At 42.8% G+C, this 23,225-nt stretch carries 13 protein-coding genes; all 13 read right to left on the reverse strand.

Annotation, left to right across the window (positions count from 1 at the left end; translation table 11 throughout):
* On the reverse strand, positions 1-176 hold a 176-nt coding region (locus GXO74_01270; protein ID NOZ60289.1), incomplete at its 3' end, for a hypothetical protein.
* Positions 177-284: 108 nt separating this feature from the next.
* Complete coding sequence (locus GXO74_01275) at positions 285-2,396, reverse strand: sodium:solute symporter family protein (protein ID NOZ60290.1); 2,112 nt, start codon at positions 2,394-2,396, stop codon at positions 285-287.
* Positions 2,397-2,707: 311 nt separating this feature from the next.
* Positions 2,708-4,135, reverse strand: a complete 1,428-nt coding sequence (locus GXO74_01280) for a GWxTD domain-containing protein (protein NOZ60291.1) — start codon at positions 4,133-4,135, stop codon at positions 2,708-2,710.
* 156 nt (positions 4,136-4,291) lie between these two features.
* A complete protein-coding gene (locus tag GXO74_01285; protein ID NOZ60292.1) occupies positions 4,292-7,402 on the reverse strand; it encodes an MFS transporter in 3,111 nt (1,036 codons plus the stop codon).
* Between the two features lie 8 nt (positions 7,403-7,410).
* Positions 7,411-8,958: a hypothetical protein gene (locus tag GXO74_01290; protein NOZ60293.1), complete on the reverse strand. Its 1,548-nt coding sequence runs from the start codon at positions 8,956-8,958 to the stop codon at positions 7,411-7,413.
* A gap of 29 nt (positions 8,959-8,987) precedes the next feature.
* Positions 8,988-9,908 (reverse strand): hypothetical protein, encoded by a 921-nt coding sequence (locus tag GXO74_01295; GenBank protein NOZ60294.1) that lies wholly within the window; start codon positions 9,906-9,908, stop codon positions 8,988-8,990.
* A gap of 199 nt (positions 9,909-10,107) precedes the next feature.
* On the reverse strand, positions 10,108-11,160 hold the full coding sequence (locus tag GXO74_01300) for a PorV/PorQ family protein (GenBank protein NOZ60295.1): 1,053 nt from the start codon (positions 11,158-11,160) through the stop codon (positions 10,108-10,110).
* A gap of 45 nt (positions 11,161-11,205) precedes the next feature.
* Entirely contained in the window at positions 11,206-13,605 is a 2,400-nt protein-coding gene (locus tag GXO74_01305; protein ID NOZ60296.1) for a hypothetical protein, read from the reverse strand.
* Between the two features lie 180 nt (positions 13,606-13,785).
* Complete coding sequence (locus GXO74_01310; GenBank protein NOZ60297.1) at positions 13,786-16,740, reverse strand: TonB-dependent receptor; 2,955 nt, start codon at positions 16,738-16,740, stop codon at positions 13,786-13,788.
* Positions 16,741-17,343: 603 nt separating this feature from the next.
* A complete protein-coding gene (locus GXO74_01315) occupies positions 17,344-18,387 on the reverse strand; it encodes a LacI family transcriptional regulator (GenBank protein NOZ60298.1) in 1,044 nt (347 codons plus the stop codon).
* A 324-nt stretch (positions 18,388-18,711) separates the two neighbouring features.
* The gene (locus GXO74_01320) at positions 18,712-19,557 is read right to left on the reverse strand and encodes a carbohydrate ABC transporter permease (GenBank protein NOZ60299.1); all 846 of its coding nucleotides are present in this window, start codon (positions 19,555-19,557) and stop codon (positions 18,712-18,714) included.
* A 3-nt stretch (positions 19,558-19,560) separates the two neighbouring features.
* Positions 19,561-21,972, reverse strand: coding sequence for an extracellular solute-binding protein (locus tag GXO74_01325; protein NOZ60300.1), 2,412 nt, complete (start codon positions 21,970-21,972; stop codon positions 19,561-19,563).
* A 14-nt stretch (positions 21,973-21,986) separates the two neighbouring features.
* Positions 21,987-23,213 (reverse strand): cellulase family glycosylhydrolase, encoded by a 1,227-nt coding sequence (locus tag GXO74_01330; protein NOZ60301.1) that lies wholly within the window; start codon positions 23,211-23,213, stop codon positions 21,987-21,989.
* Between the last annotated feature and the right edge of the window lie 12 nt (positions 23,214-23,225).

Below are 23,225 nucleotides of genomic sequence, written 5' to 3' on the forward strand. Positions count from 1 at the left end.
AAACCGCGAAACATGTCAGAATGGTCGCGAATCCAGATCGCCCGGGAATCGGGACTGCGGTAGCCGCGGATTTTTTTTCCATCAATGACCAGATCCAGTGTATCTTTTTCAAGGAACGATTTTATTTTCGGATAAAATTCATCAAATTCTCGTCTGCCAGTCTCAATTTTTATCACATGCACCTCACAATGATTTCCCTCTTTCTTCGCCTCGAAGTCGCAACGACTCCAGGTTTAAAAAACTATTTTTTCTTTGCGTCCTGCCGATTTCGTGGTCAATAAAAATCACTTAATATTCACCATCAACCACAACAAGAGAATAATCACACCGACGATAAGCCAACTCCCGCCAAAGCCGATGTAGTCCATTTTTGACGGTTTTAGAATTTCCCAATGAGAACCAGGAACAATTTTATTTTTTTCATATTTCTCCGGATGCTCGTATGCGTCCTGCAAAGCTTTTTCTTCTTCTTCAGGAGTTGCGCCGACCGGCGTGTGAATTTTTGCGAAGAATCGATCCAGGTCTTTTTTGGGAACCATCGGTGTCATGTACGAAAACAAAAACAGTAGCACAAATGGGAACAGTGCGTCAAATAAAAAGCGCATCGCTACCAGTTGCGGTTTGGTGAAACTGGAAAAATCTATGCCGAACCAACTCAAAACCCAGATTTCTGCGTTGAAGCGGCCTATTCCCATTTTTTGCGAATTGGGATCTTCGGGATTGACGCGAGCGACTTTTTCAAAGAAAATCCCGACCGGCGGAATCGTGTGCTCTTTTTGAATCTTTTCGCCAATATCTTGCGCAAAATTCTGTTCGACATCCTCTTTAAGCGCGTCGGTCGTAATGGTCACCACGCGCGGATTTGTTTCTTGCAAATATTTCGGATTGTATCTGACAGAATCCATCCCCTGAAACAAATTGGGAATGACGGCATAAATCATCAACGTGATGAAAACCTGTAAAATTACCGCCCATCTTGTCAGGCGTCGCCAGATGAAACCAAGCCAGATCGACGCGCCGAAAATAGCCGGGATGGAAATGATATATTTGAACAATTCCAGCAAATTGTCAACCATCATGGCAACGACGATGCCACCCAAAAGAGTGACGCCAATGGTAATTCGTCCCACAAAAAGGTAATGCGCTTCAGATTTATTTGGCACTAATGGCTTGTAAATATTGCGGATAAACAAAGCAGAATAGGACACTGCCCCGGCATCAAGGCTGGACATATTCGCGGCCAAAATCCCCACTAACATCAATCCGATCGCTCCGGGGACGAGCAAGTCTTTCGACATGTAACCCCAGATCAAATCAGGGTCGCTGAGTTTGCCGCTGTAAAGTCCGATGGCAAGCAATCCTGCCAACGCCCAGAAAAGCATAATTAGTCTTTTCCCAAACATCCCGCCAATCATCCCGACCCGCGCTGTCATTTCATTTGTCGCAGAACCCGCGGTCTGCATTCCGGTGGCGACGGCGACTATGGACACCAGATTTGCCAGCACCATGGCGACAATGGTGTACCAAGCGTACTCACTCATCGTTGCCGATCCGAACAACTCAAACATGTAATTCGGAACCGAAGCGTGCAATCCGGCAAAACCGCCAATTTTGACCAGCCCAATGGGGATGAGCAATAATGAGAAAATCAGAATCAACACCCCCTGAATGGCGTCAGTGATCGCGGCGGCGCGGAATCCCCCTAACATGGTGTAAATTCCCACGATGAGCGCGTAAATGAAGTAAAACCAGTATTGATTTGTGTGAGAAATAAACGAGTGAAGCTCGCCTTTTTTATTCTTTTCCACCAGTTCTTCATACCGCGCCCGCTTTTCCACTGACAGCGCATCGTTCTGATCCAATTCTTGCTTCAACGTTTTGAATTCCTGAAATTCTTCGATACTGCGACGCTCTTCAACGGAACATTGTTCGATTGTTTTTGGAGTCATTGCCATCATCGTTTTTGCGGCAACCATGTAGCCAATTCCGCCGCCGATGAGAGAAAGCAGCAGCACAAAGATGGCGTAGCTTCCGCCGAGAAATTTGCTTCTGAATCGCTCCGTAAAATAATCTCCAATTGTGGTCAACCGTACGCGGCGAAAAAACAGCGTGGTAAACCAGTAAAACGGCGTCAAGAACAGCACTAAGAATTGAATCCACATGCCGCCGATTCCCTGACGGTAAATTTCCCGGGAAACGGCAACTGCCTGATCCGCGTTCGTGGAGCAACCAAAATTCAAAAAAAGCTGATAAAATTTACCTAATTTTCTTCCGGCGAGGAAAAAATCTTCCGTATCCTTGGTCTGGTTTGACACGCGTTTTCCCAGCCAGATAACCACGCCGACGTACGCAATAACGATCGCCAAATCTAATATGTGCAAACCCCAAATGTGCATTTCAAATCTCCTCTAATCTTTATGCTTCATTTTCCTTGCTGTACCACTCCGATTTTTGCAGCTATTTTATTTGGGTATTTGAAAAAATACAGAACGCATTTTTTAAGGAGGAGGAACGACGATTTCTAATCAAGAATATTTCGAGGAGCGGCTTTTATTTTCAGGAGAAAAATATGAGCATCCTCAAAGTGTAGCGCAGGTCGATCCTCGCTCACGATTTACAGAGCGGTTCATCTTCTTTTCTGTTTTACATATTTTCAATTTTGTCGCCGTGGAAATTTGTCAGCGCGCCCCGACAAAAACGAAATAAATCATTTCAGTCGAGCGTACATATCGCGCCAATCTTCCTGCTGAACTTCATCCGGATGAGTCGAATGAACTAACATGTAGTCGCCAATTTGGCGGAAATCCACAAAATAAAAATTAACGCCTCCCAACAAATTATAGTAGTGCCAAATTTGATAGGCTTTATGGGAATTATCTGCCGGGAATCTCTCAACCTCATCGGGTTTACCGTAAACCAACAAAACCCGACCTCTGTCCGTCTTCCAACCGGCTTTTTGGCCAATGGTAAATTTCTGTTCTGCGTAATGCAATAGTCGGAGATATTGCGCTTTTCTTTCGTTTATTTTTGTTCGAGGTTCTGGATCGCGGCGTGCCCAAAACTCGTTAAGAAAATTAATTTTTCCGTTTCGATCAAGCTTTTTGAATATTTTTTTCTCATCTTTTAACGCGATATATTTTATTTTTTCAAAATAAACATCGAGTGATTTTTCATCCATGTCTTTGAATTCATTAATACTTACCTGATTTTTTTGAATCGGCTTCGGTGCTGTTTTTACAATAAAATCTTCCGGCTTGTAAATGGAAAAATTCTTTTTTGAAACTGCTTTGCCGCCGTCAGCGTCATCGATTACTTCGATGTAAAATGTGTAAAAACCGCTAATTAGACCGGTCAAATCAAATGATCCATGAATGACAGCGGAAGATCCCGGCTTTTGTCGAACTGAACCTTCTACCTGTTTCACAATATTTTCATTTGGGTCTTTGATAAAATAGGTGGTGCGGAAAGTTGATTCTTTTTTATCCGGCTGAAATTTCAAATTATAAATTTCCGCATAATAAAACAATTTTGAAAAGCCGGTGCCATACGCTAACGAAGCATTCGGCATGATGCGCAGTCCGCATTTATCAAATTTATTCTCCGCTTTCGGCTGTGAAGTGATGCGAGATGCCAATTGAACATCGCTCATCGTCAAATTTTCTGCGCTGAAAGGCGCCAACTTTAGCGATTGGGAGTCCACAACCGACTTTTTCGAAACAAGATCAGTCAATCGAGAGAACAGTGTGTATTCGCCCGGATTCAGCCGAATATTTGTCTGCTCGGTAAATTTTTGCGTTGCGGAAATTTCAGTCAACGATTGAATAAAATCAGTTATCACCAAACTATCGACTCGCATCGCTTTGCCGCCTTTTTGAATGTAAGTCTGCAGCAAACAACCAGCCTGGAAACCATCTTTCGTGCTCCGGTAGGTCAAACCTTCGCGCAAAAAAGAGTAATAAATTTCCACATAAACGTCGCCCCCTTGCGTTTTGAAACGAGCAAAATCTGTTTTGAAATCGAATTTCTTTCCTTGCGGAAACGCCGCACCCGGAATTATCGCTGTCAAAAATACAACTAAAATCAGCATTACTTTCATTATTTTTTCAAAATAAACATATTGCCGGTAATTATTCATTTTTTTCCTCAATATTGCCACTATACCTTGATTTTATTGAAAATTCACTAATTGAATTGTCTTTCTTTCAGAATTCTTTTGGTATTTTTTCTACGCCAAAATGATGCTTCCGGCGCAAATTCTTTTCATCTGCGCCAGGCAAACAAAGCCCGAAATTTATTTCATCTTTTTCAATTCATCCAGTTTTTTTATCGCCCGACTGTCGTAAGGATCGATTTTTATTCCTTCTTCGAATGCTGCGATTGCCTCCGGAATCTGCTTGTTTTTTTGGTACATCATTCCCAGATTGAAATATAAATTGGCATCTATCGGAAAATTCTCAATCGCCATTTTGGCGTGCAAAATCGCCGCCGAATAATCATGCATCATATAATAGACTTGCGAAATACTCGAATGGGCAAATGGATTTTCCGGCTCCAATTCGATGACTCTGGTTAAACTCTCCCTGGCTTTTTCCCACTTTTGCGTTTTGATAAAAACAAAACTCTGGCTCATGAGCGCCGTCGGATAGTTGCTGTTAATTTCCAGCGCCTTTTCGTAAAACTCCAGCGCGCGCGGCCAGTCAGCGTGTGCAACTGCTTCCAATCCCATGAAAACATAGGCTTTGGCAAATTCAGGCGCCGTTTTTAGTACACGCGCGAAGTATTTTTTATCTCTGGTCAAATCTTCGTGATTCACCAGATCGACGAATGAAACCAAGTTAAAAGTATTTTCTTCTTCTTTATCAATTGATTTTCTCATCTTTTCAATCGCTTTGTCCGCAACTTCTTTGTACGCCGGATTTTGTCCGTACAAACGGTAAGTGAAAAGCGCTGTCATCATATTTTTGGCTTGTTTCTCGAAATCGGCGAGTTTTGCCCGAACGGACTCCGCATCTCCCAGTGAGCCGAAACCAACGCAATAGGGAAGAATACTTTCTCGACTTTCAGCCAGTTTTTCATAAACTTGAGGAATCATCTCTTTGGTTGGAACCTGGCTGAACTCCACCAGCGGGTAATTATCGCTATGGCTCGGCGCATCGTCCGAAAATTTTTCCAGCATTCTTTTTCCGCAATAAAAAGTGGACAAGAAGGAATACACATTGTCCAGATGGATCTCAGCCAAACTGCTCTTAACATTTGGCAGATTCATGCGTTCGGAAATTGTTTTAATATCAAACGGATAGACCCCTTTGAACCCTAGTAATAATAAGTGTTCCGGGTTATTGTACCAGAGGTTGGAATTTGGAAATACTTTGATAAAACTTTGTGTCAACGCCTGAATTTCTTCCAAATTCATGCCGTAAATCGGCAGCCAGGCAACCAATTGACCGTTTTCATTAAGTTTTTTGTAACAAAGTTTGTAAAATTCTTCAGTGTACAATGTCGGGCTGAATTTGGGGTCAACGGAATTGACAGAAATAATATCATATTTTTTCTTTGTCGCCAATACATAATTGCGGCCGTCATTAACAATAAACTTGAATCTCGGATCATCAAACACGCCTTTGTTGTGCGTTTGAAAATAGCGAGCGGTAACTTTTTCATCAGCGACTAATTCAACGCAATCCACGCGTTTAATCATATCATACTGCAAAAATGACTGGCAGGTATTTCCAAACCCGAACCCAATGACCAGTGCCTTTTCAGGAGCAGGATGGAGCAGCATGGGAAGATGAGCCAGCATTTTATGAATGACCATGTCTGAAAAAGTAGTATGCGCGGTGTTGTGCCCGTTTACATTTAAATATCTGACATTTTTCCCCCAGATATTAATCTGATCCTTTTTCTCAAGCACACTAATGGTTGCCGAGGCGGTGTCATTTTGATACAGCAGCCGCGTATTCTGAAATCCGGCTGTTTTTAAAAACAACGGTTTTGACGTAAAGCTCATCAGGCTAATCACCACAAACAATAAAGTTGAAATTGTGACGAATGCCAGATATCGGTTCCGCGAGGTTTTGAAATCTTTTTCAATAAAAATTGCGCTCAATCCAATCGCAAAATTGACCAATGCCAGGAATAAAATGCTTCCATTCAGGCCTATCAAAGGTAAAATCACAAATCCCGAAAGGAAGGAGCCCAAAATTGCTCCCACGGTATTTGCCATGTAAACGTTGCCGACGCCTTTTCCGAGGGTTTTTACATTTTCAACATAAATACGGTTGACAATGGGAAACACAGCGCCCATGCAAATCGTTGGAATTAGCAGAATAAAAGAAGCCGACAAAAAGAGCAAAACGGAAACCTGAGTCCAATTATTGCTATTAATCATCCCCAATATAAAAATCTGGAATGAATTTAAATTCATAAACAGGGGGATTGACAGGATGGCAAAAAATGCGATAACGACCTCAAACAAAGCAAACCACAGTGCGAGATGTTTCATCCGATCAATCCATTTGGAAACAATCAGGCTTCCCAGAGAAATTCCCACCAGAAACGTAACTAAAATAATCGTGAAAGAATAGGTTGTGGAGCTGACAAAAAATATGAGCGCGCGCGTCCAGATTACTTCGTAGGCTAACGCGGCAAATCCGGAAAGGGCGAACAGCGAGATGATAATTTTTGTGGCAGCCGATGAATAGCTGCTTATTTTTTGATTACGAGCTTCCGCAGTTGACGTTTTCTTCCCTGATTTCGCTTGCTGTTTGGCGCTCTGAACTGTTTTCGTTTTTTGAGCGCTAAGCAACAAAGCGGCTCCCGCCACACACAGATTAATAAATATGGCGATCCAAAAAGAAGATGTGACGCCAAGCCATCGAATTAAAAAAAAACCAGTAAAAAAGGCGCCAACAACAGCGCCGAGCGTATTAAACCCATAAAGACGGCTCAGCCTTTTGCCAAAATCTTCGGAATTTGCAATAAAATACTTGCTAATAATAGGCAACGTCCCACCCATGAGCGTCGTGGGAATAATCAAAATAATGATGGCAAACAAAAATCTGATTGAATTGAAAATTATCGCCTGGTTGCCAAATGTGTTAAATGCCCAAATATAGAGCGAATCTGATATTGGCAAAAAGAGAAAAAGAATGCCAATCGCAGAAATGCCAATGCCGGCTTCGAGATAGCCGTACGCCTTCAAGGGTTTTTTGATGCGGTCCGCGTATTTTCCGAACAAATAACTTCCGAGAGCCAAGCCGCCCATAAAAGCAGTCAAAATGCTACTGGTGGCGTAGGTCGTATTCCCAAAAACCAGAATGAGCTTTCTCACCCAGATTAACTGATAAATCAGGCCCGCCGCGCCTGACAAAAAAAACAGTAAATATATTAAAAAACGAATCATGTTAATTTTCATTCCTTCTTTTTAGCAGCGTCGTAATCTTCTTTCATTAACTCTTGCCCGATTTTTTTTGCACGAGTAATGGACTCTTCCCGTATTCTTAAGAGCAGCGCCGCAATTGCCGGATTTATTTTTCCCAGGTCACTCAAATAACTATCCTTTGTGAAATCAAATTCGACTTTGTACGCGACAAAATCATAAATACCCAACGCTTCGCGCGTTTGTTCCAAAGTCGGAAACTTGATTTGCCTCACTCCGGGAAACACATTATTGTCAATCAGCGTCCGCGCCAAAAAAAGCGCCAGGTAATAATAACCCGGTTCAGTTGGATGAACATGATCCAAAAGCAGAGAAGGCTCAGGATAATATTTTTGCGAAAGCTGGCGAAAGAAAAAATCGGTATCTGCCAAAATGACATCTTCGCGTTTTGCCACTTTACGACAAATATTTCTGATGAATGATTTTGCCCGAAAAGGCAGCGCATCGAGATCCGTCGCGCGTTCCAAGGCTAAATCAGCAATTTTGTATTCTTTCAGCTTTGCATAATTCATTCCGGTATAATAATGAACATTTGCATTGGTCGAGTCAATTTCATAGAGCCTCTTCCAAACAGAGAGAGCATCATCAAATTGTCCCTGATCAAACAGTTCGCCGGCTTGAGCTTGAAGCGTGTCCCAAAGCGCCTGCGTTGTTGAATCGAGCGATTTTGAAAATTGGCTGAAAAACGGCGGAAAAGTCACATTTGAAATGGGCGTGCACAAAACCAACTTGATTCCGGCATCTTTTGCCATTTTGGCCAATTCTGTAAGATTTCTTTCGTAATTTTCCTGAACAAGCTGATTGTAATCATCATCGGGAGAAATAGTATTCTGCAGACTCCATTTCGCATAATCTTTGTATTCGACTTCTCCCCGCTTCATAATTTTTTTCAAAATCCAACGCATGCCCTGATATAGATAAGTTTGCCGCAAATTCAAAAAACCATTGAAAAAGAATTTTGACGAAAAGATCTTATTCGCCGATTTTGAGAGTGCAAACTCATTGGGTCCGAAATACTCATTGTGGCCGGAATAAACAATCACCAGATCAGGATCGTATTTTTTGATGTCATTAAATACCTTCAGAACCGAAAGGCTGTTGAAAGCATTGCTTCCCAGATTCAACATCTCAATTTCCGGAAGGTTTTTATTGTACTGCAAAATCGCGCGCAAATAATTGGGAAAGGAGGCCGGACATTTATATTGCGGTAGTGTATTATAGGGATAGCCTGCGGTAGTCGATCCACCAAGTGTAATAATTCTGAAACGGTTGCCTTTTTCCCGATGAATAGCGCGATTTGATGAAGAAGTATTCCAAAACTGGTCTAAATCAAATAAAAAGAAATCAGTGAAATAATCCTGATTCAAATACAGCGTGCCTTTTTTTCGGTCAACCTTCAAAGGATCAAACCGATGCGTAATAGCGTTAGCAACAAATTCAATACTTAACCAGAGAATAAACGGCGACAAAACTGCCACAACATAAAAAATAACTTTTCGCGTCAAGCTATTTCTTTTCACTATTTCTGTCCTCTAAATTATTTTCCTACTTATTTTTTTACTTTAAATGCAATGAATTGTTCATAAGGATGAGAAATAATGAAATAGAACATGCTATTTTTATAGCAAAATTTATGATACCACGGGGAATAGGGATCCGTTGGCGTGCTCATGGTCAGCGGGTCCGCTAAATGAAAAGAAGCAACAAGCTCAAAATTAAAATCATATTGCTCGATAAGATCAAAATAAACAATTTCTTCTTTGCTCATTTTTTTATTTACTCTCACGACAAAAATTCCCTCGTCGCTCACAAAAGCATCTTCAATGAGAGGTCCCTGTTTGCCATTTTTCAGCTTGTATGGTTTTAATTTTGATTTTATCTTTTTTGCTAAAATCAGATTGCCATTCAAATCATAAATAAATCCGCTGTCAACAACTGCGGGCAGGTAGAAAATTTTATTATTATCAGCGATACCGCTGAACGCAAAATCTAATATGCCATCTTTTTCCCCTGAAGCTCTTGGCGAGCGAAATTGTTTAATTAGCTTGCCCCTGGCATCATAAGTTTCCAGGCAATGGCCAAATCGAAAAGAATCATACATACGATTGATAACGTAATCGCCGTTTGAAGCGAAAAAAACATCGCCTCTGCCGCGCATGAAATAACGCTTTACCGGTCTGCCTTTATCCGTAAAAAACTCGATGAGACCAAACGTGTTAATCGCAATTAAGCTGTCAACCGGCGTCGCCGAACAAAGGGCTTCATAATTTCCGCTGCCGTAGCCGGCGATATTATTGATGAAATTTCCATCAGAATCAAATCTCAATACTCCGGGACCGTCAATGTCCACGACAACGAACCCATTATCTTGAGTAATTTTGAGATCAGTGACTCTCTTGAAATAATGTTCGGGCTCAACATTTTTTATATTCAAAGCAAAAGGAGCGACTTCTAATTTGTGTGATGGCACATTACTGCATCCCCATAATAAAAAGAGGGATATTGCCCAAATACTGAAAATAAAAAATCTTGTTCTGCTTTTCAACATTATAATCCTAAATCCTTTAATTTTATCATTACGCAAATGAAAAAATCGGGGACTCCGAGTTACTCCTCAAGAGTCCCCTTAATTAAAATGACTCAATGACTGATGGCGAAACTTTCAGCCATTAGAATTTGAAAGTCAGTGAGAATCGATTGACGTCATCAAGAACGCTGAATGATGTCCAGGTATAATCGACGACCAGGCGATAATCACCATAAGGAATCTCCAAACCGGCGCCAATGGACATTCCTTCATCTGTACGATTGTAGCTTTGTTTGCTCAACCACGAAGGACGCGTTGTCGCTTCAGTCGGATAATAAACATCACGATTCAGATATTCATCCTTGACACTCTGAAAGTTAAATTTATATCCGCTGCGCACATACAATTTCTTGTACAGATGAGCTTCAATACCACCGAGAACCATCTGGTCGCTATCCAGAGGTTTGGTCGCATCCAGATAGCCTTTGAGACCAAACAGGTCAGAATTGATGAAGCTGTACGACGCTCCAAAGCTAAAGACCAGCGGTAGGTTGACCGGGACATAATAATATTCATAATCCTGTCCCAGATTCTGGATTCTGGCGCCAATTGTCAGGTCTCTGAAGCCAACTTTGTAAATTGCTCCAAAGTCCATGGCAAATGCGCCGACTCCGACGCCGTCAATAGTTTCACTGTAGTACTTCGCAGTTGCGCCCAAAGCCAGTTTGTCGGTAAAATTACGCGCCCAACTCAATGCAAAAAAGTTTGCATTGTAGTCGAATGTAGCAGAAGTCACGTAATCAACGCCTTCCAGCCCCGGCTGGATGTCACGGTTTGCTGTAATGCCGCTTACGCCTGACATCATGCCGCCAAGTGCAAAAGTACCCCAATTACCGAACGAATGACCCACTGCAAAAGCGTTATGGTTCAAGCCGGCAATCCAGTCGTTGTAAGAGAATGTCACTTGAGTTTCCCCAGCACTCAGTACAATACCTGCCGGGTTCCAAAACAATTGATTGACATCGCCCTGTACCGTTGTCATTGCGCTGGCTAAAGCAGTTGCTTTTGCGCCAACCGCAACTTTCAGAATTGAGGCACCTGACGAACCAGTTTTTTTCATCTCTTGTCCAAACCCGCTACCCACAACTATGATCAGCGTCAAGATGAGTAGCGTGGAGATTATTTTATGTCTCATAAACATATTCTCCTAATTTTGAAGATTCAAGGTTTAAGTCGCTAATTAGCGCATAATTGCCAGGTAGCCAGTTTGTTGGCCGCCAGGATATTCCGCAACCCAAATATACAGACCGCTTTGCACTTCAGGACCATCTTTGGTGAACATATCCCAAAATACCGTACCATTCTGCGGATCCAAGCCGTAGTATTCGATTACATCCATAATTTGGCCGGAAAGGTCCAAAATGGTAATTTTTGTATTCATCGGCAAATTGTAAAATACCACCTTATGTTCTAAACCAACATCGTGTGGCGCCTGAATTTTGTACGGATTTGGTTTAACGGCGATCTCTTTTTTCCCGCTAATAAGATCTGCTGCATCGGCACGCGGCAGGTTCAAGACAAACGGCGATCCCATTGCTTTCATTCCTGCGGCGTCTGTCGGATAACCAGTAGCAGCGGTTGCCCACGGGTAAGTTCCTTGCCATTCGCCATCACGACCGTTGAAATTCTCTTTACCACTTTCAAGACTGGTAAAAGAAGTATTAGCAATCTTGCCGCTTTCGTTGTCAAAAGCTGCCACATAATACCAGAAAGTATAACCGAATCGCGCCTCGCTGGATTCATCGATCCATTCATAAGCATAGGTGCCAGCATCGTCGCCGGTATTAGTATAGTTACCAAGGTCTGATTTGGGAATGTAAGCCATTATTTTCCAGGGTCCGTGTGTGCCAGGTGACCATTCGAGATCATAGCCAGCCGGTGGGCTATTGTTCGGGTTAATGGGCTGACAGTATTTGGCTTCCAATTCTGCGTCCGTCGCGCCGATATCTTCCGCTCCCTGATGTTGATACAAATCCAGGAATCGCGTTCCAAATTGAGATGTCAGATATTTTGGGTAAGCAGTAACGCGGTAAATTTTGTATCCTGCAAAATCGGCCGCAGTTTCCGCGCGGTCGTCCCATACGATTCTCGGTTTCACCGTTAAGCCGCTCGGCTCTTCGTACTCAGTGGCCATAACATTCATGTCCGGCATTGGCGGAGGTGTGGGAACATTCCAGTCATTTTCATAAGCGAAACGAGCCGCTGCCACTGCATTTCTGACGCCTTTCAAGCGATAGCCGCCGTATTCAATGGCTACGATGGTGATGGTTTCTCCGACTTCAAGTGAGAAAGGACCAACACCAACAGAGGCTCCGGAACCAAAATTATAACCGGTTTTCGGCGTGCCTCCGGCCGTCCACTGATCTTCTTCAGGAATTCCCGGGCTTGGTGTGCCAGGATAATTCTTTTCCCAGTTCTGGTACCAGAAATTCGTGTACTTTAAATCACCCAATGGCTGTCCGCCTTTTATCGGCAAACTGGCAAATGAAACAGGATCGCCAACAGTGTAAGGCTGTGACGTATCAAAATAGTTCGGATCTGGTTTCAATGATTTTCCGACAAAAAGAGCCGGGTCTTCGCTTTTTCCGCCCTCTTCATAGAAAACACCAGTAGCCATCACAAAGTGACCATAGGGTTCGCCAATTTTTGTTCTGTTGCGAGTGACATACCAGCCTCTTTGGCTGCCCTTACCAATGGGATCACTGCCATAAATAGTTTTTTTGTCAGGTGCAGAAGATCCAGCATCCATTCCACCCTCTTTGACAGCGATGAAATGTTGCCCATTCCAGATATCAGAAAAAACGCCTCTGGAATCGCGATAGCTGACTTTTCTCTTTCCGTCTTCTACCCAGCGAGTGGTAGGATCGATGTCGCTCTCTTGGATGCCTGTTGCCCAGCAAAATGGCACATCCCAGGGATTTCCTTCAAGATCAGGACTGCCGTCATAACCGGAAAGTCTTGACGGTGGCCACCAACCATGCCAACGCGTGCCGCGTTGACTCAGAGCCATACTTCCGAATGTTCCATCATCAATAAGCATGGAAAGCGCTTCAATCTTATGATTTGTGCGATCGACTGTTCCATCACAATCATTATCTTGAACGCCGGTGTTTGTTAATTCAAATTCCATAGCGATGAAATCATTCATATTGGCTTCATTGTAGCTAAAACCGCGAATACGGCCTTTTACGTCCACACCGATATTCGTCGGCATGAAAAATTCGTAAACTTGCTGCAAACGCGTATCATCTGACCAGGGAGCTCCGCCATGGACACTACCGTTTGTAGTGGGAGTCTTGTCAGTATTGCCCATGCTTTCCATCCAGAATGCGTCACAGTAATACGGATAGTTGACAGTATCACTGGCAACGGACTTGCGGTAAGCGCCGATTGGTTCTGTGGGGCTGTATTCTGTCATAAAAATACTTGAATTCCAGGTCAGTGTAAAAATATCGCCAGCCGGGTAGTAGAAAACCGGCGCCGTCCACTGCCTGGCATAGTTCCCAACGCGGATAAGATGTCGATTTTTCAAGACGTTGGTCTGCGACTCACCGTAGTATTTGCCCACGGAACTCGGCATAAAGCTTTCCCATAGGTCACCGCAACAGATTGTACCGACGCCCGGCCAGTCTGTCGCAAATACAGATGTACTCAGACCTATGAGAAATATGATAATAAGGATTGATAAATTCTTTTTAACCATTACGTTTCTCCTAAGTTTAACTTAATTGAGAAAGTCTGTTCTATTAATCAATTCAAATTAGAAAGAGACCTCAAAGCCAACGTACATCTCTCGCGCGATACCGGTCAACGGACTTCCGTACTGATCCACCGGACGATTTAAAATGCCATAGGGATTTCCTTCGGTCTCATAAAGGTTGCTGTTTCCGTAGTTATCGAAGTGCAGAACATTTTCGCGATCAAATACATTCAAGATCTCGAGAAATAAACCGCCACGGATTCCAGCAACTGTCATGTACTTGGTCAGACGCATGTCGAGCTGAAAGAAATATTCTCCATTTAACATTTTTTCGTAGCGCTGGTTTGTAATATTGGTTTGTTGTCTATAGCGCCAGGGGCTTCTGTAAGTCGCCATAGTTGACATTTTGACGTCAAACGGGAAATCCCACAATAGTGACAATTTGCCTTTCCAGTCGTTATAACCGCGTGCATAAGTCGGCCAGAAACCAACAACGTCCCAGTTGTATGGCGTCTTATTTTTGTAACTGATTGAATTAGTAAATTCAGGATCCTGGTTAATATTGCCAGCATTGGCTGAAGCTTTATCATAAGCATAAGATATGCTTAAATTTCCGGAAAGACCGAATACGCCAAAATACCTTTCAGCAGTCGGGCGTTTCCAGAAATTGAGTTCCAAACCACGGCTGTCACGGTAACCCCAATTACTGTAGTAAGTGTACAACGAAAAATCAGTTCCGGTCGCCTTTTTATCCTGACCAATGCTCCAGCCAGTGGCGCTTCCATTTCTGACATCACGATAGTACGCAGTCACGTCAACGCCGAAATCGTTCGTCAAAGCAACATTAACGCCAATCTCGTACGCGGTCGCTTTTTCGGGATCCGGATCGGAATTCCATACTGCCGGTAGAGATGCATTTGCGAATGAGTTGTAGTTTCTCAACCAGTAACCAAGATTCGGTTGTGTGGTGTAAATACCCCAGCTATAATGCATAGCGGCATTGTCAGTAATCGGATGAGAAATACCAATACGGGGACTGAAGTATTGGCGGGTCTTGCTGTTTTTGGTGTTAGCATAATCCATAATGGCCTGGCCATTAGCAAGAGTGTCGAATTTTACCGGTTCAAGGAAATTATCGAGCACTTTTGTATCCATGTTGTAAGCGTCGAATCGCAGGCCGAGATTAACGATAATGCCTTCATATTCGATCTTATCCTGGATAAACGTGCCAAATGACCAAGGATTGACGGTGTAATCAACAGTCTCAAACTTGAAAGCCGGATCGGGGAAACCGACACTCGATTTGTGCGAAAATTCATCGACAGTGTTCAGTTTGTATTCCACACCTGTTTTCAACTGATGATGAAAACTCACCTGATTTGTGTAGTTTGAAGCAAATGTAAGAGTGCTGGTTTTCAGATTTTCATAATGATAACCTGCCAACCCAAATCGAATCTGATTCTGGAAACCGGATACCTGATAGCTCGGATCGTTTCCGGGAGATGTGTTAAAAATACGTGTTGCCGGATCATTCAGGTAATAATTCGCTTTTTCAGCAGTATCCAAAATAATCCAATCACCGTAGTTGTCATATTGCAACTTGTCATCAACCGGTTTGTATCCCCATGTTTTCTCGTTTCCAACGTAACTAAGTGTTGTTTCAAGAAAACTGGAGGGATTAAATGTATGGGTATGTTTCAGATACGAGACGAATCCGGAACGGTCCCATACCGGCTGTCCTTCAAGCCAGAATTGATATACGTAAGAATAGGAACGGTTAGTCCAGCCAAACAATTGGCCCCAGTCATCCAACTTTCCATAAGCGGTAACTCTGTCGGATTCTGACAAGTCGTAATTCAACTTTAATGACAGGCCAAGCTCTCTCTGAAATTGACCCGGGTAAGCGCCATGATCATTCAAGAAATTCCCGGCAAAGAAAAAATTGCCTTTTGCAGTCATGGGCCCGCCAAATGTAAATTCAGAATTCATACGGGGTTTGTCGCCATATTCATAAGCACCAGGCGTCCACTGCATTAAAGCAGCCAGATCATCATTCCCGTTAGCGATTAAGTTTTGTTTATGCGCGTTGTAAAGATCAGCGGCTGTTTCATTTCCCGAAACAATAGCATTATAGCAATCAGGACCTTTGTGCTTTATGCCGCCTAAACTTGAACGCACGAACAACTTGCCTGAATATTGTTTTCCCCCGCTTTTAGAAGCAATGTTAATCACACCAGCAGAGGCGCTATACTCAGCGTTAAATGTACCAGCAATGACGTTTGCTTCAGCAACACTACTCTGTGTGATTTCAGCAGTCGTCTGAACCATTGCTGAGGAGCGACCTTTTGGATCAACGCTGGACTCTGCTTGAAAATCACCAGTGCTTGATCCCATTGGGTTCGTATTGCGTATTACGTTTGTGTACGCATCTGTGCCGCCGCCCGTAGAAGACATAATATCAGTGATGTTTACACCATCGATCATGTAAGCAACACCAGTTTTGTTCGCTCCACGCATAGACTGTGTCGTCACAGAAGTTTCGAGGATCTCATTTAATGTATTCACTGGCAATACATTATCAACCACCTCGTCGGAAAAAGTAATCTTCGTTGCAGTCATGGTTTTATCCACTGCCGGACGTTTCGCGACGACAGTAACCGTTTCTCCCTCTACAACGGTTTCTTTTAGCTGTACATCGAGAGGTGTAGTCACATCCAATTGCGCTTTGACATTTTCAATCTTCTCAGTGGTATAACCCATAAAACTGACGCTGAGAGTATAGGTGCCAGGAGGGACATTCAAGATAAAATATCTTCCGTTTTCATCTGCCGCAGCGCCCATTGCAGTGCCTACAATCTGAATCTGAGCACCTGGCAGCGGATCTCCTGTCTTCGCATCCGTAATTTTGCCGGCTATTTTGCCGAGACCGGCAAACGCAGACACGGAGAATAACAGTACCATCACCAGGCCTATAGTACACACTATAGACATTTTGTGCAAAATTTTCATTGACATATGTGTCCTCCAAATTAAATGGGATTCAGTAACTGACTACATAACTTTTCTCTTGATTTAGAGAGCAATTTGATCCTAATTTGATTCATCACCTCCTTCGCCTCGTTTGTTATCTGCCAATTCAAATCTGGAAATTGTAAGCACGTCCTTATGTCATCACCTCCTTCTTGTTTTTATTTTGATTCTTGCTAACTTCCTAAAATAAAAATGGAGAAGCTATCTTACAAACATAGTGCATAACAAAAAGCTTCTCCATTTGGTTTCTTGAAATCCAAAAAATTCATGGCACAAAAAGGATGATTTTTCAGGAAAATATCTTTCCTTTGCTTATTCTGCCATCGGGGTTCGTTTTTTGATTCCCGAAAAATATTTCTTTTCATCGCTATGCTGCCCTTCAGGAAATGACTCATTGGCGACCACTTATTAGTTAAATTTTCCACGATAAATTCTTCATATTTTAGCCTTAATCGCGTACACAAACCTCTCAATCGTAATTAACTTCTAAAATTTCAAATTTGCGGTCAAGGAGTTTTTAACTTGTTTAAATTTATTTTGCTTCTAAAAATATGCTATCATTTGAGAAAGGAATCAATGAACATTTCGTTACTCACATTCTCCATTAAATGAATTATTCATATGATGGCAAACCAATTTTGTATCAATAAATACATGTTTCGGTGGCTCTTCTTTTTCCCCTGTTTCAACTAAATCGACAATCATTTCCACCGATTTTGTACCCATTTCATAAGGCTTTTGATCCACAGTAATGAAAGGCACACCCAGGCGATGAACGATATTATTATCTCCAAACTCACCCAATTTTACATCATCGGGGATGGAAAGCCCTGCTTCCAAAATTGCCTTTCCTGCTCCGTACGCCAGCAACCCACTGATAGTAATTGCAGCGTCAAAATGGTGGCCGCTATTGAGCAAACGTTTCATGCGAACATAAGCATCGTCGATATTGATGCCGCACTCGATGACATACTCGGGATCATAAGGAATATTGTGTTTTTTCAATGCCTCCTGATAGCCCTCAAATCTTCCCTTGGCGACAAACAAGTCATGCGTCGGTCCCAAAAAGGTAATTTTTCGACAGCCCTGCTCGATCAACTTTTCCATTAAAATAAAAGAAGCCTGTTTATCGTCGATTGTTACTGAAGAAAAGTCTTTCCCGTCAATGACTCGGTCGAAACAAACAAATGGAATACCCCGATCTTCGATGGATTCGATAACCGTATTGTTCTCCACGCCGGGAACTGCCGCAATTAAAATTCCATCCACATTTAAAGATGATAAAAACCCCAAATTTCTTCTTTCAATGATTGAACTTTCATCGTGTAACATGATAATCGCTTCATATCCCAAAGAACGAGCGCGATCAGAAATACCTCTGGTGACTTCAGCAAAAAATGAATGGGCGAGATTGGGAATAATGACTCCGATGATGTTGCTCCGACGTCTGATTAAACTTCGCGCTAATAAATTCGGTTGGTAACCAAGTTCCTTTGCTTTTTGTTTTACTCGTTCCCGCGTTTTCAGCGAGATATCAGAACTATCACGCAACGCTTTGGAAATCGTCGCAGGTGTTAAGTTAAGAATTTTCGCCAGCGTTTTTAGAGTCACCGGCTTTTTTTTACTTTTCATTCAGTACCACTGTATATTTTTCGGAAAGATGGGAAATTATTTTTTTCGTTATCAGTAAGTACAGCGGCGAACTTTGCTAAGAACATTTACTTAATCGTTTGCGAAAACGCTTAAGTCTAATATAAAAATTTATTTCAAATTGTCAAGAATTTTTTTTATTTTTTTAAATATTTTTAACTTCACTGTAACATTGGCACTAAATAGCCCTTGTTTAAAAGTCACATATTATTCTGAAATTATTTAAGTTACAACAAATCACAAATCAAAACCAAATTATTCGTCTTCTTCAAAAAAAAAAGAGGTCAACGCTTATTTTTCGGAATTTTAGCCTTTCAAGCCCGAAGAAGAGAGACTTTTGACAATTTGTTTCTGGAAAATAAAGAAAATAAAAAGCACCGGAACGATTGCCAAAGCGGCTCCTGCCATCTGTACATTTTCCCAATTGGTGTAGCGTCCCTGTAGCAATGACAGACCAAGAGGCAGGGTATATTTTGATTCATCGAAGATGAAAATCAACGGGGAGATAAAATTGTTCCAGTTGTAAAGAAAAGTTAGAATTGCCAGCGTCGCCAGCAGCGGTTTTGATAGGGGCAGGATAATTTGCCAGTACACGCGAAAATCACCCGCGCCGTCGATTTTTGCGGCGTCAATAAGTGCGTCCGGGATTTCCTGAATGAATTGCCGCGACAGAAAAATGCCGAACGCTCCCGTCAGACCGGGAACGATGAGCGGCAGAAATGTATTCAGCCAACCGAAATCTCGCATCAGCAAAAATCCGGGAACAAGCAGCACCGACCCGGGAATGAGCATGGTGGAAAGCAGCAGCATGAAAAAGAAATTTTTCAGCCGAAACTGATGTTTGGCAAAGGCATAGCCCGCCAAAGTGCAAAAAAACAACGTGCCCAGCGTGGTTGTGACAGCAACAAACAAACTGTTCAGCATGAATCTACCGTAAGCCAATCCATCAAGCAAATCTTGATACGGCTTCAGCGTCGGATTTTCCAGCAGTAAACTGATGGGCACTTTTGTCACATCTTCGAGAGTCTTGAAGGAAGTGATTATCATGTAATAGAAGGGCAAAACCATGACAATCCCGAAAAAAATGACAAATGCATATAGAGCAATCCGCGGCAGTTTTCGTCTTAATTTTTGCATTGAAATCAAAGACATTGCTCAATCCCGTCTGGTGATTAATTTTAAATTCAAATAAGTCAAAATAAACAACAAAATGAACAGCAAATAGGCGATGGCAGAAGCCTCTCCCATTTTGAAATATTCAAAACCTTTGCGATAAAGAAAAGGCACAATGGTCATGCCGGAATCATCAGGGCCAAATTTGGACTCTGCCTCGCCGGCTCCGCCGCCGAGCATGTAAATTTGTTCAAAAACCTGAATCGCGCCAATCGTTCCCATGATGACTAGAAAAGTGAGCTGTGGTTTCAAATTTGGCAGACTGATGTAAAAAAATTGCCGAAGAGGCCCGGCGCCGTCAATGGCGGATGCCTCGTAAAGTTCTTTGTTCACATTTTGCAAACCGGCTAAGAAAATCAAAATCGCAAACGCCAGCCCCTGCCAGATGGACATCACAATCACACTATTGAGGAAAAGGGCTTTGTCCTTCAGGAACCGTACCGGATCTTTAACGATTTCCAGTTTCAAAAGCAGGGTATTAATCCAGCCGTAATTTGTCCCGGCGTAAAGCGCAAACCAGATCAAACTCACTGAAACAACAGAAGTGACCAACGGCGAAAAATACATAAACTTGTACAGCCGGTCAGGGATGAGATTTTTATCCAGACACGCTGCCAGAATAACGGCAATGAACAACTGAATGGGCAACACGAGCAGTGCAAAATACAGAGACCTGCCGAGGCTACCCCAGAGCTCAGGGCTTTTCAAAATCAAAATATAATTTTCCAATCCCACCCAGTGCGCATGACTCAGCGGGATCACCGGATTGTATTTTGTGAAACTCAAATACAACGATACCAAAATGGGAATAAAAATGAAAACAAGTGCCGAAATCACCGGCGGTGCAATGTACAGGTATGAATTGAATGATTTTCTTGTATCCCGCGAACCGAAAATGAATCCCAGAAAAACGGCAATTATTCCGATAACGATTGCCTTGGCATAATCCAGAATATCCCAGCCATCGCCGGATTGAATGATTTTTTCCAGACGTTTGCCAAAATATTTGTAATAATCGCTTCGCTCCCGATCTAATTTTTTCTGCGCGATGGCAGCAGAAGCGGACAGAACCTCGCGGCAGGTTTGTTGAAGAAATTTTTGAAAATTTTCCTTTTCTTTCCTGAACTCTCCTCTGGCAAAAGCAACTTTCAAATCAAAAACGCTCAAATTTTGGGCGTCAGCTACTTTTTTTAAATAATTTTCCAGTTTCTCTCTCACCTTGTAAAAGCTCTGTTCCAGAATCCGATCCGACTCCTTTGTCCAGGGATAGCCGGGAAAAGATTTCAGTCGCTGATAAACTTCGTGGAATAATTCCTGATGCCCGGGCAGCATTCCCAGATCTTCTTTCCAGAAATCCTGATTCACAGACAGAAGCATTTGTGAACGCTCGCCTAAATTTGCCAGAGCGCGATATTGCGCGAGCTGCGCTTCTTCGGACATGAGAAATTCAATCCATTTCATGGCATCATCAGGATTTTTCGCGTCACGAAAAATGACCAGAGTCCTGCCGCCCATTATCGTGGCCGGGACGCCATCGTCAGCCTGAGGGAAAGGGAAAAAGCCAAATTTATCTTTCAAATGCGGCGAACGAATGATGATTTCGCCGTATCGCAAATCATAGTCAAAAAATAACGGCAGCGCCTTTTCCGGATCGCGCAGAGACATCAGCTCCACTGGTTTTTCGTAAATTAAATTGTAGGAATTCCACAGATTGATGGCAAAACTGTATCCTTTGAGGAAATTCGGAGACGTCCAATTCACTTTTGTGCCGTTTTCTTCGTACACCAGCTCTCCGTAGGGCCAGATGTAGGTTCCGATTCCCCAGTGCGCATTTCGCGTCCAGAGGAATCCGTACTGATAGCGATGAGCCGTCAGAACATCCAATACATGAATTAGCTCGGACCAGGTTTTTGGCGGCTGTAAGCCAAGTTTTTGGAAAATATCTTTTCGGTAAAATCCAACCAGCGCCGTGGCATTGGAGGGGATTCCGAATAAATGTCCCTGAAAATAGCAGGTGGGCCACATATCAGGAAAAATCTTTTCTTTCAAACGAGAAATTGCCTCAGGATAAGCTTTTTCCAGATCGATCACACCGCCAACTTTGCCGTAGTCCAGCGGCGCGGACAAATTGCTGGTGCCAGCGTCCGGGGGATCTCCGGAAGCCATGGCAGTCAAATATTTGGTAGCAAAATTTCCCCAGGGAATAGGTTGCACGTGCACGCGAATGCCGCTTCGTTGATAAAAAATGTCGGCAATTTTCTGCATCACCGCGGCTTCATCGTGCGTACCGACGCTCCAGAAATTGACGAAATGTTCCTCCCGGGCAATCCCTGCGCCGTGAGCAAAAACGAGGTAACTAAAAAAGAAGAAAAATAGAAAAGATTTTCTTTTCATCGAAAATTCATTATTTACGGCTTCAAAGTTGAAAAGGTTGAATCGTTAGTTTCGGTCACAAAACCAAGATCATCTGTTGATTGAATTTTGAAGTGATAAGTTGTGTCAGCTAATAAATTTGTCAATTTCATCGTATGCACCGTGAGAAAAATTGGCGCATACACGGAATCTGTGTATTGTTCGGTCAGGCCATAGAGTACGCGAGAATCGGATTCTAATTTTGTCTTCCAATAAATTGTCGCCCGATCTGATGAAATGAATTGCACCTGTACGTCGAAAATCTGATTGGAGTACTCTTCCGGTGAAGCATATCTCTGCAGATAGCTGCGAACTAACGCGCCGAATTCTGTTGGCGTCACATGATCGTCCTGCGTGAGATGGGGATCATCGACCCAGCTCCAGGCAGTCCAGCCAATTTTCTTTTGTCGAAGATAAGTGATCAATTCTTTCCCCCAATCCAGATGCTCGGCATAGCCGCCAAATTCACCAACAAACATGGGCAGTTGTTCGGAGTAATTCCCAAATTTCTGTCCCCAGCTATTTTTGTTTCCCATCCAGGGATAGACATGAACACTGTAAACAATATTCGAATAAGGCAACGGATTTTTCGCCCACTCGCTGATATCAGAAGCCCAGTTCAGACCGGACACCAAAATCAGCGCTCTGTGATGGACGGACTGAATGGCTTCGATGATTTCGCTGGCTCGTGCACGCCATTGCGAAATTCCGACATCGTGAGCCTCGTTGTGGATGTCATACAACACAGCAGGTTCATCTTTGTACCGCTCCGCTAACTGTTTCCACATGTCAATTGCAGCGCTGTCCGGAATTGGTGGAATTCTCACCTGCGTGTTTTGCCATTGCAAATCTAAAAGTACGTAGGCGCCCAAACTTTTTATCCAATCAATGACCTGATCCAGTTTGGAAGAATAGGCTTCGTCATTCAAAACCCAGTCTTCGTTGAAAGGCAAACGAATTATTTTTGCTCCCCAATCCTGAATGATGTATTGGAATTCTCCCTGACTCATGCGATTGCCATTTTTATCATATTCCAGTCCGGAACGATTGACGCCGTAGAGCAAAACCTGTTCGCCGTTTTCATCGATAATTTTATTTCCTGAGACGCTGAGCCACGATAAATTTGAAGAAGGGCCTGGCTGGGTAGGAGTATTCTTTTCTTCTTTGCTGCAAAAAACAAGCACAGAAAATAGAATGACAAAAATCGCAATCAATCGTTTCATGCCTCACCGTCA

This window comes from Calditrichota bacterium (assembly GCA_013152715.1).
In the GTDB taxonomy this organism is placed as follows: Bacteria; Zhuqueibacterota; Zhuqueibacteria; order Thermofontimicrobiales; family Thermofontimicrobiaceae; genus 4484-87.